The following is a 15,469-nucleotide window of genomic DNA, read 5'->3' as shown; positions in this document are numbered from 1 at the left end:
ACCCTTACCTGCTGTTTATTTCTTTATCCGCAGTGTCCTGAGATGATCCTTCTGCTCTTGTGTGATCCGGTAGCTTTCAATGGATTTCTGGATCGTCTTGTTATGAGTCCAGATATCCATTCTCTGCTCTTCCAGGAATGGAAGGATCTTCTCATACTGTTTTGCCAGCGCTGTAGCAAAATACCAGGCTCGCATCATATTTACATAATATTCTTCCGAGCGGATGGATGCCACTTTCTCAGCATATTCTGGTTTAAATTCTTCATCCAGATAATGACGCATCAGCATACTGATCCCGAACCGGATGGTATAAGGCTTATCCGACTCCATCCAGCGATAAACCTCCCGGATAAATATATCACGGTGTTTTTTCATCATATGGAGCGTCAGCAGATCACAGGTCGCCCAGTTATCAATATGCGGAAGAAAACACTCCAGTTCTCCCAGACATTTATCATAATCTCTGATCTGCTCGATCAGCAGACCATGGAGATTATTTTCCTCATAATACTGATGAGGAAGAACCTTCAGGAACATTTCGGATCTTTCTGTTTTTCCAAATTCTTTTGCAAATTTCCGGAGTATCGGTGTCCGGATACCGATGATCTTTTCTTTCTCCACAGTCGGAACCAGCCTTGCATGAAAATCCCGATATCCTGTATCCTGCATTTCAAACAGTCTTTTCCGGACATCCCGGATCATCTCTTCCTGATTCATTTATCATCCCCGCCTTTTATACCAAAGATCGCGATCAGAGAACTCACAAGCAGAAGCATGGGGTAAAACAGTTTCGGCATGATCTGAAAAGCAGAAAGCTCAAATCCCAGTTCCTTTGCCGCAGAAATGGCAACCAGCATCTGGGCTCCATATGGGATCACCCCCTGGAAAATACAGGAAAATGTATCCAGGATAGAAGCTGTCTTTCTGGAAGTGATCTTATATTCCAGCGCCATTTCCTTTGCAATGGGGTTGGCCATAACAATGGCCACCGTATTATTGGCTGTTGCGATATCCATAGTTCCAACCAGAAGTCCCATACCAAGAAGTCCGCCTTTTTTCCCTTTAAAAACTCTCTGTATTCCGGAAAGCAGTGCTTCAAAGCCTCCATGCTCCCGGATCAGCGCACACATGGCTGCTACAAGGATAGCCACCATACAGGTCTCAAACATCCCGGAAACACCGGAGCCAATATTTGTCAGAAGCTCCACTGGCGTGATATGTCCTCCAAGAAGCATGATAAATGCTCCGGAGACAATTCCGATCAGAAGTACCACAAATACATTGATGCCGATAATCCCGCCGATCAGCACCAAAACATACGGAAGGATCTGCACAAGATGATAATCCTGTACCACTCTTCCCTGAATCTCTGTCTGAAAAGACAGAATAAGGATCAGGAGCAGTGTAACAACAGCTGCCGGAAATGCGATCCAGAAATTTTCCCGGAATTTATCTTTCATTTGACAGCCCTGACCGTTGCAGGCTGCGATCGTGGTATCAGAAATAAAAGAAAGATTGTCACCAAACATGGCTCCTCCCATCACCGATGCCACGCAAAATGCCATATCAAAACCGGAAGCTTTGGAAACCGCTACCGCAATAGGGGTAAGAAGCGTGATCGTCCCAACGGAAGTTCCCATAGCCACAGATACGAAGCAGGCAACTACAAACAATACCGCAACAGAAAAACGTGCCGGTATCAGAGAAAGCATACAGTAGGCCACACTTTCTGCACTGCTGCGCCCCACAACACCCACAAAAGAGCCTGCGGTCAGAAAGATCAGAAGCATGGTGATGATATTTTTATCTCCTACTCCTTTTGCCATAAGCTCCAGCTTTCTGTCAAAGCTGATCGTTCTGTTCTGAACACATGCCACCAGGATCGCAGACAGAAAAGCCACAACGATCGGTACATTATAAAATCCCATAGGGATCTTCATCACATACTCAAACAAAATCCCCAGTCCCAGATACAGGACCAGAAAAACACCGATAGGCAGCAGTGCGATCACATTTCCTTTTTTCTTCATTTCCTCCATAAAACAATTCCCTTCATCACTTATTATTTTCCCGGCTTTTTTCTCCGGGTGATCTGTTTTCTATCATATCATATTTCCCCATTCCTGTCCTGTTGCTGACGGAAACTTCTTCATATTTCCGTCACGATCCTGTTATCTCTGATATTTTTTACCTTATTTAACAAGATTTTCACCAATTAAATCGTTCCTTCCGTTGAAATCCAGAGCTTTTTTCAGTATAATTGGCTGTAGACAATTGTGAAAAAGATATCCGAAGGATTTATGTTGATATCTCTGATCACAGTCATTAAAGGAGGAATATGATTATGGCAATATGGAAAAATCTGGACACTCTTGCTTCTTACAGCAAACTTAACGGTCTGAAAGATCACGTGAACATTGCAGAAGCAATGTCCGGCGAGCAGGGTGCAGAACGTGTAAAGAAGTACAGCGTACCGATGGCAGCAGGTCTGGCTTACAATTACGCAGCTAAGGAAGTGGACGAGACCGTTCTTGACGCACTTTCCAAACTGGCTGATGAGGCAGAACTGATCGAAAAATTCCAGGAATTATATAACGGCGCAGTGATCAACACAGGCGAGAAACGTATGGTCCTTCATCATCTTGCACGTACACAGCTTGGCGAGCCTGTTGTTGTTGACGGTGTGGACAAGCGAGAATTCTATGTAGCTCAGCAGAAGAAAGCTGCAGATTTTGCAAACAAAGTACATGCAGGCGAGATCACAAATGAAGCCGGTGAGAAATTCACTACGGTTGTACAGATCGGTATCGGCGGAAGTGACCTGGGACCGCGTGCATTATATATCGCACTTGAAAACTGGGCAAAGGCAAACAACACCTTCAAGATGGAAGCAAAATTCATCAGCAACGTTGACCCGGATGATGCAGCTGCTGTTCTTGCATCTGTAGATCTTGCTCACTCTCTTTTCATCGTTGTATCCAAATCCGGTACAACCCTCGAGACTCTGACTAACGAGGCATTCGTAAAAGACGCTCTCACAAAAGCCGGCTTAAACCCGTCCAAGCATATGCTTGCAGTAACCAGTGAGACTTCTCCTCTGGCAAAGAGCGATGACTACCTTACCGCAATCTTTATGGATGATTATATCGGCGGACGTTATTCTTCTGTTTCCGGTGTAGGCGGAGCAATCCTTTCCCTGGCATTCGGACCGGAAGTATTCGCAGAGCTGCTTGACGGAGCTGCCGAGGAGGATAAGCTTGCAACAAATAAGAACATTCTTGAGAACCCGGATATGCTGGATGCCCTGATCGGCGTTTATGAGAGAAATGTACAGGGATATCCTTCTACTGCAGTTTTACCATACTCACAGGCATTAAGCCGCTTCCCTGCTCATCTTCAGCAGTGTGATATGGAGTCTAACGGTAAATCTGTAAACCGCTTTGGTGAGCCGGTGGATTATGTGACCGGACCGGTGATCTTTGGTGAGCCAGGAACCAACGGACAGCACTCCTTCTACCAGCTTCTGCATCAGGGAACTAATATTGTTCCGCTTCAGTTCATCGGCTTTAAGAAGAGCCAGCTTGGTGTTGATGTTGATATCGAAAACAGCACAAGCCAGCAGAAGCTCTGTGCAAACGTTGCAGCACAGATCGTTGCTTTTGCATGTGGAAAAGAAGATGAGAACCTGAACAAAAACTTCAAGGGCGGACGTCCTTCCAGTATCATTATTGGTGAGGAACTTACACCGAAGTCTCTGGGTGCGCTTCTTGCACACTTTGAGAACAAGATCATGTTCCAGGGCTTTGTATGGAACCTGAACAGCTTTGACCAGGAGGGTGTACAGCTTGGTAAGGTTCTTGCAAAACGTGTTCTCGCTCATGATACAGACGGAGCACTGAAAGTTTACAGTGATCTTCTTGATATCTGATAAACAGATAGGTACCGTCCCGGAAAATGTTTTTTCGGGACGGTTTTTCTGTATATGTGACCTTAACCGGGAAAGGAAATCTTAAATATGCAGCAGATAAAAATGATCGGTCTTGATCTGGACGGAACTCTTCTGAATACAAAAAAAGAACTCACAGAAAATACCAGGCGCGTTCTCAGGGAAGCTATTGATGCAGGTATCCTTGTTCTGATGGCTACCGGCCGGCCATATACCGGCATTCCCGCGGAACTGAGAAATTTTCCGGGAATTCACTATGCTCTCACCTCCAACGGAGCCAGAGTCCTTGATACAGACCATAATAAACTTCTTATCGAGCAGCTTCTTCCCATGGAAAGTGCAAAAAAAGCTCTCCGTATCTTTGAAAAATATGATACTTTAAGTGAGATCTATTTTGACGGTCAGGGATATGCAGACGCTGCCAAGCTTGATAATGTAGGAAAATACCATCACGACCCTAATATGTGGAATTATGTCCGTACTACCCGTATCGCGGTTCCAGACATCCAGGATGTCATTACAAAAGAAAACAGAAGCATGGATAAAGTCCAGGCGCTTTTTGCAGACATGGAGGAACGTGCCGCCGCCTGGAAGGAATTAAGTGAACTTAAGGAGCTGGAGCTTGTAGGCTCCTTAAGCTACAATATTGAGATCAACGCCGCCGGTGTCAACAAAGGAACCGCTCTTGTTGCTCTTGGCGAAATGCTGGGAATCCCAAGGGAATCCATTATGGCATGCGGAGACGGTGACAACGATGTCCATCTTCTCCGGGAAGTCGGTTTTGGCGTAGCCATGGCCAATGCACAGCCCCAAGTAAAAGAAGCAGCCGATTATATTACTGCTTCCAATGACGAAGACGGTGTAGCACGCGCCATTGAAAAGTTTGCGCTGCACCGATGAGATATTCTATTATGTATGCCAAAAAGGAACCGACAGTTTTTACGCTGTCGGTTCCTTTTTTAGAATGGGATTGAATAGCGGTACATTCACATTCGATCAATATTCATAGTTTCCTGCCGGCTGTTTGATCCTGGTAAGAAGATCATGCCAGGACTGATCCCAGATATACCATTTTCCGGTTTTGGAGTGCTTATATGTACAGATCCATCTGGAACTGTCGCTGCCTGCAAAATCAGTAAATGATCTGTAGATCGCAGGAGTGGTCTGAGTCGGTTCAAAATACGGGATATCTTCACTGATGGAATTTCCCTTACCCGGAAGTGTGTCCTGTCTTAACGTAATGGAAATCGGTTTAGACGGAGTATAATTGTTGGCCGGAGTTGCTCCATTCAGGTAAGAATTGCCAAGATATTTATATCCGTTATCCGCTTTCATACGATCCCTCAAAAAGTTTTTGTAATACTGAGTCATCTCTTTATTATTGAGATAAGAAATCATCTCCTCGCAGTCCGTCGGATTGGTCGGTGTCCAGGTACGATATGCAAGAATCAGAAGAGCCATGGTCTTATAGCGTCCGTCTGCCGTTGTGATATCATACTGTTTCAGTTCCTCTGCATTGGTCGGGATCGTGGTAAAGGTGTAAGTATAGGTATTTATCGTTACATTAATAACTTCCTTCTGTCCTTTATCATTGGTGATCTCTTTTTTTGCAGATTTAGTTCCTTTTGTAAGAACCGGCTCCACCTGTTTCTTTACTGTCTGTGTCACGTGGACAGTACAGCTGCCTCGCCAGGTACTCTTATCCCGGACCTGAATCTTTGTTGTTCCCACATTCACTGCCGTTACTTTGCCTTTACTGTCTACAGTTGCAACAGATGTATCATCACTGGTCCATACAAGAATCTCTTTATAATTCTTTACCTGAAGCTGTCTCACATCACCTTTATTCATATTTAAGGTGGTGGCACTTAAAGATGGTTTCGGCACCGGTGTAGGTGTCGGCTTCGGTTTCTGCGCTGCTTTTACTGTAACCTTACAGTTGAATTTCTTTGTATTTGCCTTCGCTGTGATCACTGCTGTTCCTTTTTTCACTGCGGTGATCTTTCCTTTGGAATCCACACGTGCGATCTTCGGATTGGAAGAAGAATATTTCACCTTCACAGTTGTTCCTGTCAATTTAATGGCACTGGATTTCTTTTCTGTTAATGTCAGCGATGTCCTGCTGAGCTTCGGTGTTTCTACCTTTACAACACATTTATATGTTTTTTTGCTTACCTTTGCATAGATCGTTGCGGAACCTTTATTTTTTGCAACCACCTGGCCTTTGCTGTTTACGGTCGCAACGCTCTTTTTGGAAGATCTCCAGGCAACCTTCTGCTTGGTCCCAGTAACCTTAAGTGTTGTCTTCTCACCTTTTAAAAGAGTTACTTTTGTTCTGTTCAGTTTTGGTGCGGCGCTGACCGTCACACTTCCAAATGCCATCGTAAAAATAAGGCTGATCAGCAACACAAAACACAACAGATTTTTTTTCTTTTTCATTCTGATTTCCCCCTTTCCGGTAAAACGTATATTTACGTCATATATTGCTTTAATCACATTTTAGAGGAAATCCCTTATAAAAACACTAGCACTTATGATAGTATTATCCTTGTAAATATGATCGTTTATATTCTTTCATCGCCCATACCGGGGCTTATTATCAGGAAACAAAAATAAAACAGGACTGATTTTTGATACAGATACTTGAAATCAAAAGTTTCATCTGTTTAAAAATCAGTCCTGTTATATAAAAAAATATTATGGTTGATCTGTAACACCAGACAAATCAAAGCATTCGCTATCTGCTCATAATGATACAGTCACGTAACATCGCCAGTGCATGCGCTGTAGTCTGCTCGCGGATCCGCATGCGGTTTCCTGTAAAGTGGAACTCTTTAGCAATAGCCTTGCCCTTATAGCAACAGCCCATAAATACAGTACCAACCGGAGTTTCCTTTGTTCCGCCTCCCGGTCCTGCCAAACCCGTCACGGAAATACTGATATCTGCTCCAGATGCTTTGCAGGCACCCTTTGCCATTTCTCTGGCACATTTGGCAGAAACTGCACCCTGCTCCTTCAGAGTACGTTTCTTCACTCCCAGGCATTTATGCTTGGCCTTATTACTGTAGGTCACAAAGCCATATCCAAACACCTCAGATGCACCGGATACATTGACAATGCGCTGGGCGATCATACCGCCGGTAAGAGATTCCGCCAGGGATAGCTTCAGATCTTTTTCTTTCAGAAGATCGATCACTGCTTCCTCCAGTGTCTTGCTCTCATCTGTGGCAAAAACATTCTCTCCAAAACGCTTCTTTAGCTCTTTGACAACCGGTTTGATCAGCTTTCTGCAGGCCTTTTCATTCTCTGCGCTTGCTGTCACACGAAGATGCACTTCACCGGTTTTTGCATAAGGTGCAATGGTAGGATTGGTCTGACTTTCGATCAGATCCTGGATCTCCTCTGCTACCTGGCTCTCACCGATCCCGCTGATCTTAACCATCTGGGATACAATGATCTCCGGCTGGTTTTTCTGCAGATACGGGACAACGTACTCCTCGAACATGGGCTTCAGCTCATTGGGAGGTCCCGGAAGAAGGATCGCGGTTTTTCCTTTTTTTTCAAGGATCAGTCCCGGAGCAGTTCCGTTATGGTTGTCAAGAACAATGGCTCCCTCAGGAACCATGGCCTGTTTATAGTTGTTCTTCGTGATACGTCTCTGAGGATTGTTTTTCTCATATTCCTTCAGATATTTATCGATCAGTTTCCTTGAGTGGGAATCTTCCTTAAGAGGCATTCCCATCAGATCCGCAGTTACTTCCTTGGTGATATCATCCTCTGTTGGTCCAAGACCTCCGGTGAGGATCACAACATCGGAACGATCCAGTGCAGCACGGATCACATCACGCATACGGCCTTCATTATCACCTACTACATCCTGATAGTAAACACTTAACCCAAGCAGGGCGCATTTTTCAGAAAGATAGGCGCTGTTGGTATTTACGATATTTCCTAGAAGGATCTCGGTTCCTACGGATATCAGTTCTGTGATCATGAAAAGAAACTCCTTTCGTATACTCTGATCCCTACTCCTGCATGGAAAGGACCTTTCTGTTCTGCATGATATAAGTCAGCAGGGAGATAATGGTCAGTGCAACGGACAGCCAGATAAATATCTGTGTCAGCACTGCAAAAACACCTCCGAAATCCAGCATCAGAAGTATGATCATGATCATCTGGGAAACGGTTTTGAATTTTCCCCAGTAGTTTGCGGCAATGACAATTCCGTTCTCCGCTGCAATCAGACGGAAACCACTGATGATAAATTCCCGTCCGATGATAATGATCACAACCCATGCCGGAAGCTTGTCAACCTCGATCATGCAGATCATGGCAGAGCATACCAGAAGCTTGTCTGCCAGCGGATCCATAAATTTTCCAAAATTGGTTATCAGGTTATATTTTCTGGCAAGATGACCGTCAAACCAGTCTGTCACACTTGCTGCGACAAAAATCGCAAGACAGATCCAGCGGTTTGCTTCTCCTCCCCAGCCTGTCAGTAAGAAAACTACAAGAAATGGTACAAGTATCATTCTTGCAACTGTAAGTTTATTCGGTGTATTCATCGCTCAGCACTCCTATCAAATCATACTCAAGCGCACCTGTCACACGTACCTTTGCAAAATCACCTGTCATAAGCAGTTCGCCTGTCTGAACGAAAATGTATCCGTCAACCTTCGGTGCATCCCCGTAGGTACGTCCGATATAGGCACTTTCATCTGCAACTTTTCCTTCGATCATAACAAGAAGTTCCTGTCCGATACGGTCCTGGCCTCTGTCATAAGAAATCTCCTGCTGAAGCTCCATCAGCTCGTCTCTGCGTTCTTCCTTCACTTCTTCCGGAACCTGGTCTGCCATCTCTGCTGCCGGGGTATTCTCCTCCGGAGAGTAAGTGAAGACACCGAGACGGTCAAATTCCATCTCATCTACGAACTCCTTCAGTTCTTCATGGTCTTCCTCCGTCTCACCCGGAAATCCGGTGATCAGAGTTGTACGCAGTACGATATCCGGAATCTCCTTACGGAGCTTTCCGACAATATCGATCAGTTCCTGTTTGGAAGTACGGCGGCCCATTCTTTTAAGAATTCGGTCCGATGCGTGCTGGATCGGAATATCCAGATAATGACAGATCTTCTTCTCATCACGAATGGTTTCGATCAGTTCATCGTAAATCTCCTCCGGATAACAGTAAAGGATGCGGATCCAACGGATACCTCTAATCTCACAGAGCTTCTTTAAAAGAATGTGAAGAGATTTTTTGCCGTAAAGATCCTTTCCATAAACGGTGGTCTCCTGTGCTACCAGGATCAGCTCTTTCACTCCCTGTTCAGCCATATCCTCTGCCTGGGCAATGAGGCGCTCCATTGGGACGCTTCGAAATTTACCTCTGAGCTTCGGGATGATGCAGTAGGTACAGTGCTTGTCGCAGCCTTCCGCGATCTTCAGGTAGCCGAAATGTCCACCTGTTGTAAGGACACGTTTGCTTCCTGTATCCGGCAGATAATCAATATCACGGAATTCTTCGAAATGATTTCCGGCTACTGCTTCCTCCAGAGCCTTTACGATGTCGCCGTAGGATGTAGTTCCAAGAACAGCATCGACCTCCGGAACCTCCTCAATGATCTCTTTCTGGTATCGCTGTGCCATACAGCCGGTAACGATCAGTGCATGGCAGCTTCCTGTTTTTTTGTATTCTGCCATTTCAAGAATGGTTTCCACACTCTCTTCCTTGGCATCCTTGATAAAACAGCAGGTATTGATCACGATTGCATCTGCCTGTGTTTCATCGTCTGTGATCTCATGACCTCCGGCTGTAAGAAGTCCCAGCATTTCCTCAGAATCCGCCAGGTTCTTGTCACAGCCAAGAGAGATGAATAATATTTTCATAAAATTACTCCGCTTCTGTCTGAGCTGCTTCTGCAGTCTCAGTGCCTTCTGCGGTCTCGCCCTCTGCTGCCTCAAGAGCCTCCTTCTCAGCTTCAAGAGCCTCCAGCTCTTCCTCTTCCTCCTGTCCGGGAAGGATCTTTACTTTGCCCTTGTACAGCTCATCAATGGCAACGGAAAGCGGTTTCTTTCCTGCTGCACCCGGTACAAGCGGCTCTGCTCCTGCGATCAGCTGGCGGGCACGTTTGCTTGCTGCAAGTACAAGAGAATAACGGCTGTTCAGCACGAGAGCCTCATCGTCGTCCTCGTTGTTTGTGTTGATAGCCTCAATTAATTCTGAATAAGATGGATGTATCATATCTTTTCTCCCTTCTGTAACGGCAGGGCCGTATTTAACTTGTTAATTGGTATTTATAAAAAAGCTTCCGCTTCTTTCTGGATCCTGGATACAAAATCATGATTCCTGGATGTACGCATGCGCTCACACCGGATGGTCTCATGAAGTGTATCAACACATTCCTCCAGATCATCATTGATCAGGAGATAATCATATTTATCCATTCCTCTGGATTCTTCAACCGCTCTTCTGAGACGCCCGTTGATCACATCCAGAGTCTCTGTTCCGCGACCTACCAGACGGTTCTTAAGCTCCTCCATAGACGGCGGACATACAAATACCAGCAGTGTATCCGGAAACTTCTCACGGATCTTCATGGCACCCTGGATCTCGATCTCAAGGATCACATCTTTCCCTGCGGAAAGCTGCTCCTCTACATATTTGCGGGGTGTGCCATAATAATTCTCCACATACTGTGCATACTCGATCAGTCCGTCTTCCCGGATCAGCTGTTCAAATTCTTCTTTTGTGCGGAAGAAATAAGCCTCTCCGTCCTTCTCACCCGGTCTTGGATTTCTGGTAGTAACAGAAACAGATAATGCATAATTGTCATATTTTTCCATCAGCCGTTTCATGACAGTACCTTTTCCGGAACCGGAAAAGCCCGAAACAACAACTAAAATTCCCTTACTCATTTCCTTCCTCCCTCATTTCCTCTCCATACGCTTCCGAAAATCTCCTGGCAATGGTTTCCGGCTGCAGAGCGGAAAGGACAAGATAATCATCGGAAGTAACAATCACTGCTTTTGTTTTTCTTCCCTGTGTGGCATCGATCAGAGTTCGGGTCCCCTTGACACTCTGTATCATGCGCTTTACAGGAGCGGCATCCGGACTTACCACAGCCACGATCTTGCGTGAATTGACAACATTTCCAAAGCCTACATTAATAAGTTTCGCCATTTACGCTCTCCCTTTCTGTCTGTGTACAGCCTGTTTCCTGCCCGGTTACTCGATATTCTGGATCTGCTCACGGATCTTCTCGATCTCTGTCTTCAGATCGATGGCCGCGTTGGATACAATAAGATCATTGGATTTAGACAGGATAGTGTTCGCCTCACGGTTCATCTCCTGTGCCATGAAATCCATCTTACGTCCCACGCCCTCGTTCTCGTCCAGGATCTTTCTCATTCCGTGGATGTGGCTTCGAAGACGTACCGTCTCCTCATCATTGCAGATCTTATCTGAAAAAAGTATCACCTCTGCGGCGATCCTGGAATCATCGATCTGGTTATCTTCAAGTAGCTCGTGCATCTTGGCTTCCAGTTTCTCCCGATAAGCCTTCACTACTTCCGGAGAACGTTTTTCCACTACATCGACCTTTGCTTCCAGTCCGTCCAGCTTCCCAAGAAGATCCTGTTTCAGATTAGCACCTTCACGCTGGCGGGTCTCCACAAATTTCCGGCAGGCCTCATGAAGCGGACCCTCCAGAAAATTCCAGAGCTCTTCCTCATCCGGAGCCTGCTCTTCCATTGTAAACACATCCGGATATCTGGAAAGTGTGGAAACACGGATATCATTCTCGATCCCCAGTTCCTCACTCATCTGGTTCAGATAGCCCAGATATTCCTTTGCCAGCTCTGCATTGTATTTCAGAGCCATTCCGCCCATTGTATAGTCTTCATAGGTGATGAACACATCGACTTTGCCGCGGCGGATATAAGTCTTCATCACATTTCGGATCTCTCCCTCAAAATAGCTGAGTCTTTTCGGCATTTTGATGTTCAGATCCAGATATCTGTGATTGACGGATTTCAGTTCAACAGAAACCTTACGCTCTCTGGAAACTGCTTCTGCCCTGCCAAAGCCGGTCATACTTTTTATCATGTTATCCTCCAATACTGCCTCTTAAGTTTATCAGCTGCTGATAAATACAGTAACTGATTGCATACGGATTTATTATAGTTCATTCCAAAACCCTAGTCAAACTCTTTTTTTACTGTTATAATGATTGATGTTGAAATGGAGGTAAAATCATGGCATTTGACGGAATTACAGTTTCTGCTCTCGTGGCAGAGATCGATGATAATTTAAAAGGCGGACGTATCAACAAGATCGCCCAACCGGAAAACGATGAACTTTTGATCACAGGAAAGGGCGCAAATGGACAGAAACGTCTTCTCTTAAGTGCAAGCGCATCCCTTCCTCTGATCTATTTTACAGATAAGAACCGTATCAGTCCTTTAACTGCACCGAACTTCTGCATGCTTCTCAGAAAGCACATCGGAAGCGCCCGTATCCTTGATGTGAAACAGCCTGGAATGGAGCGCGTGGTGGAATTTGAGCTGGAGCATCTTAATGAGCTGGGGGATCCCTGCAGAAAGCGTCTGATCATGGAACTGATGGGCAAGCACAGCAACATCATCTTCTGTGACGAAAAGGGAATGATCCTGGACAGCATCAAACATGTCTCTTCTCATATGAGCTCTGTCCGTGAGGTTCTTCCCGGAAGAGAATATTTCATTCCCAATACCAGGGATAAAGAAAATCCGCTGACTGTTTCCGAGGAGGAGTTCACACAGCACATCTGTAAAAAGCCTGTGAATATTTCCAAGGCGCTTTACACTTCACTCACAGGTATGAGCCCGGTAATGGCTGAGGAGATCTGCTACCGTGCATCCATTGACGGAAGCGATGCATCGCAGTCCCTGGATGAGGCAGCCTGCACCCATCTTTATCATACCTTTCTCCGCCTTATGGAACAGATCCGGAACAGAGAGTTCACCCCAAATATTGTCTACCGCGGAGAGGAACCTGTGGAATACGGTGTCTTTCCTTATCAGCAGTTTGGCAGTGAATACCGCAGCGAAATCTTTGACAGTGTCTCTGTTATGCTGGAGACCTATTATGCTACCAAAAGTCTGCTGACACGTATCCACCAGAAATCCTCCGATCTTCGCCGTGTAGTACAGACCGCTCTGGAACGTAACCGAAAAAAATACAACATCCAGAAAAAGCAGCTGAATGATACTGCAAAAAAAGATAAATTCAAGGTCTACGGTGAACTGATCAACACCTACGGATACGGGCTTGAGGAAGGCTGCAGATCCTTTAAGGCACTGAACTATTACACCAATGAGGAGATCACTATCCCTCTTGACCCGACACTGACTCCGGCACAGAATTCCAAGAAATATTTTGATAAATACGGGAAGCTGAAGCGTACAGAGGAAGCCGTCACAGAACAGATCACAGATACGGAAAGTGAGATCTCTCATCTGGAATCTATCTCCAATGCTCTGGATATCGCCAGATCTGAAAGTGACCTTTCCCAGATCAAGGAAGAGCTCACTGAGTACGGCTATATCAAACGTCACTACACAAACAAAAAAGGCCAGAAAGCCCAGCCGAAATCCAAACCGCTCCACTACATATCCAGTGACGGTTTTGATATCTATGTGGGAAAAAACAATTTCCAGAATGATGAGCTGACTTTCAAGTTCGCAACCGGAAATGACTGGTGGTTCCATGCAAAGAAAATGGCTGGTTCCCATGTGATCGTCCGCACCAAAGACGGTGAACTTCCGGACCGTACCTTCGAAGAAGCAGGCCGCCTGGCCGCCTGGTACTCCAAAGGACACTCTGCTCCCAAGGTAGAGATCGATTATATCCAGAAAAAGCATGTGAAAAAACCTGCCGGTGCGAAACCCGGTTTCGTTGTTTATTACACCAATTATTCTCTCATGGCTTCTCCGGATATTTCGGATCTGAAAGAGGTTACGGAGTAATAACTATTCAACAAAAAACCTTCCTGTGTTCTCGTATTTCTTCAAGACCGGATACCTGTATCTCTGCAAGTATCTGTCCTGAGAAATTTTTCTGTAAACACAGGAAGGTTTTTTATGTTTTCGTTACATGCTCATGAACCAAAATTGTAAAACGATTTTGTTCAGATCTCCAGTTTTTTCTTCACTGCCGGTGCAATAGACGTGTCTGCTTTATGATACGGGATCAGTGTAGACTGCAGTGCATGGTACAGATCGGATTTTCCGGGCCATACGGTTCCTTTCAGATGATTCTGCTCATCCAGCTGATGAAACCAGGAGCCGTTTTCGTGATCCATGACCACTTCATCCAGGTACTTCATAAACGCAGCATAATCTTTCGCATATTTCTCCTTACCGGTCACCTGATAAAGAACTGCAGAGGTATTGATCGCTTCCGCAAGAGTCCAGTGCATACGGTCATGTACCACCGGTTTGCCATTCCAATCTGTCGTGTATACAATTCCCGGTGCACCATCTGCGTTCCAGCCGTCTTTTATTGCCGTTGTGTAAAGGTTTTCTGCTGCCTGAAGATATTTTTCCAGTTTTTCTTTCTCTTCTCCGCAGTTTGCAAGTGCCCACTGTGTGATCAGCCTTGCCCATTCGATTCCATGTCCCGGTGTCGCGCCGTATGGCTTGAACGGATCATCCGGACGGTCACGGTTGCAGTCAAGATCTGCCGCCCATTCCTTCGTAAAATGTTCCGGGATCCTCCAGGAGTTATCTTCTGCCCACTGGATCACATGATCAATGATCCTGCCTGCACGAATGTGATATTTTTTATCCCCGGTGACATCTCCTGCTGCCAGAAAAGCCTCTACCGTATGCATATTGGCATTTAATCCCCGGTAATCATCCAGCACAGTAAATTCTGTATTCCAGGTGTCGCAGGCCAGCCCTTCCTCTTCATTCCAGAAATGTCGGTCATAAACAGCCAATGCCTCTTCAAGGAGCTCTTTCGCCCCGGGCCTTCCGGCTGTCAGTGCGGAAGATGCAGCCAGGATCACAAATGCATGGGCATAACACTGTTTATTGGGCACAATATCTCCTTCCGGTGTTACACCTGCATACCAGCCACCGTTTTTTTCATCGTGAAGCTCTCCCTTCAGACCTTTCAATGCCGCATCCGCAAGCTCTCCACTTCCCTCATGGCCAAGCATCAGACCCAGACTGTATACATGAGCCATACGACAGGTGATCCAGGTTTCCCGATTTCTGTCCTTCCATGGTGTTCCGTCGTCCCCCAGATAATAGGAACCTCCATTTGGTGAAGGAAACCGATGTCCGAAATTCAAAAGTTCCTCACAGGATGCTTTCAGGAATTCCCGGTTTTCTTTTGTGCTGATCTCATATTTGCTGTTCATTTCAACCACCCCATCTACTTTTTTCTTTAGGATACCATTCTTTTTTGGGGACTTCAATTCCTTTGGATTCTTTTGACAGATTGACGAAAAAAGGAGAATGCCCTATATGCATTCTCCT

Annotated in this window: 13 protein-coding genes and 1 pseudogene; 3 read left to right on the top strand and 11 right to left on the bottom strand. The window is 45.6% G+C overall.

Annotated features, from left to right (window positions below):
• Window positions 1-15 precede the first annotated feature (15 nt).
• Window positions 16-717, bottom strand: coding sequence for a DNA alkylation repair protein (locus CCC70_RS13330; protein ID WP_270389449.1), 702 nt, complete (start codon window positions 715-717; stop codon window positions 16-18).
• On the bottom strand, window positions 714-2,030 hold the full coding sequence (locus CCC70_RS13325; protein ID WP_114001687.1) for a Na+/H+ antiporter NhaC family protein: 1,317 nt from the start codon (window positions 2,028-2,030) through the stop codon (window positions 714-716). The genes CCC70_RS13330 and CCC70_RS13325 overlap by 4 nt, the downstream gene beginning before the upstream one ends.
• 314 nt (window positions 2,031-2,344) lie before the next feature.
• On the opposite strand from CCC70_RS13325, the gene CCC70_RS13320 reads away from it, so the two are divergent.
• Both CCC70_RS13320 and CCC70_RS13315 read left to right on the top strand, forming a co-directional pair.
• Complete coding sequence (locus CCC70_RS13320) at window positions 2,345-3,928, top strand: glucose-6-phosphate isomerase (protein WP_287085043.1); 1,584 nt, start codon at window positions 2,345-2,347, stop codon at window positions 3,926-3,928.
• 87 nt (window positions 3,929-4,015) lie between these two features.
• A complete protein-coding gene (locus CCC70_RS13315; protein WP_092069966.1) occupies window positions 4,016-4,846 on the top strand; it encodes a Cof-type HAD-IIB family hydrolase in 831 nt (276 codons plus the stop codon).
• Window positions 4,847-4,942: 96 nt separating this feature from the next.
• Here CCC70_RS13315 and CCC70_RS13310 read toward each other — a convergent pair whose 3' ends face one another.
• From CCC70_RS13310 to CCC70_RS13275, 8 genes and pseudogenes are all read right to left on the bottom strand, one after another.
• Window positions 4,943-6,385 (bottom strand): DUF6935 domain-containing protein, encoded by a 1,443-nt coding sequence (locus CCC70_RS13310; RefSeq protein ID WP_161206333.1) that lies wholly within the window; start codon window positions 6,383-6,385, stop codon window positions 4,943-4,945.
• A 298-nt stretch (window positions 6,386-6,683) separates the two neighbouring features.
• Complete coding sequence (locus CCC70_RS13305) at window positions 6,684-7,940, bottom strand: competence/damage-inducible protein A (protein WP_287085042.1); 1,257 nt, start codon at window positions 7,938-7,940, stop codon at window positions 6,684-6,686.
• 31 nt (window positions 7,941-7,971) lie between these two features.
• Window positions 7,972-8,511: a CDP-diacylglycerol--glycerol-3-phosphate 3-phosphatidyltransferase gene (gene pgsA, locus CCC70_RS13300; RefSeq protein ID WP_015525184.1), complete on the bottom strand. Its 540-nt coding sequence runs from the start codon at window positions 8,509-8,511 to the stop codon at window positions 7,972-7,974.
• Complete coding sequence (gene rimO / locus CCC70_RS13295) at window positions 8,495-9,832, bottom strand: 30S ribosomal protein S12 methylthiotransferase RimO (RefSeq protein WP_021978070.1); 1,338 nt, start codon at window positions 9,830-9,832, stop codon at window positions 8,495-8,497. Before rimO ends, pgsA begins: the two co-directional genes overlap by 17 nt.
• Window positions 9,833-9,932: 100 nt before the next feature.
• Window positions 9,933-10,187 (bottom strand): annotated as a pseudogene (rpoZ, locus tag CCC70_RS13290) (DNA-directed RNA polymerase subunit omega); the annotation flags it as partial.
• Window positions 10,188-10,240: 53 nt separating this feature from the next.
• Entirely contained in the window at window positions 10,241-10,861 is a 621-nt protein-coding gene (gmk, locus tag CCC70_RS13285) for a guanylate kinase (RefSeq protein WP_015525188.1), read from the bottom strand.
• Window positions 10,854-11,126, bottom strand: coding sequence for a DUF370 domain-containing protein (locus tag CCC70_RS13280; RefSeq protein ID WP_015525189.1), 273 nt, complete (start codon window positions 11,124-11,126; stop codon window positions 10,854-10,856). The genes gmk and CCC70_RS13280 overlap by 8 nt, the downstream gene beginning before the upstream one ends.
• 45 nt (window positions 11,127-11,171) lie before the next feature.
• Window positions 11,172-12,050, bottom strand: coding sequence for a YicC/YloC family endoribonuclease (locus CCC70_RS13275; protein WP_015525190.1), 879 nt, complete (start codon window positions 12,048-12,050; stop codon window positions 11,172-11,174).
• A gap of 149 nt (window positions 12,051-12,199) precedes the next feature.
• Between CCC70_RS13275 and CCC70_RS13270 the strand changes: the two genes are divergently transcribed.
• Complete coding sequence (locus CCC70_RS13270) at window positions 12,200-13,951, top strand: Rqc2 family fibronectin-binding protein (RefSeq protein ID WP_021652628.1); 1,752 nt, start codon at window positions 12,200-12,202, stop codon at window positions 13,949-13,951.
• 161 nt (window positions 13,952-14,112) lie between these two features.
• Here the strand turns inward: CCC70_RS13270 and CCC70_RS13265 are convergent, their stop codons facing one another.
• Entirely contained in the window at window positions 14,113-15,351 is a 1,239-nt protein-coding gene (locus CCC70_RS13265; RefSeq protein ID WP_287085041.1) for an AGE family epimerase/isomerase, read from the bottom strand.
• Between the last annotated feature and the right edge of the window lie 118 nt (window positions 15,352-15,469).

Source organism: Blautia sp. LMAG:89 (genome assembly GCF_008679485.1).
GTDB lineage: Bacteria > Bacillota > Clostridia > Lachnospirales > Lachnospiraceae > Blautia_A > Blautia_A fusiformis.
The sequence above is the reverse complement of the archived record's forward strand: the minus strand, read 5'-3'. Positions and strand labels throughout refer to the sequence as shown.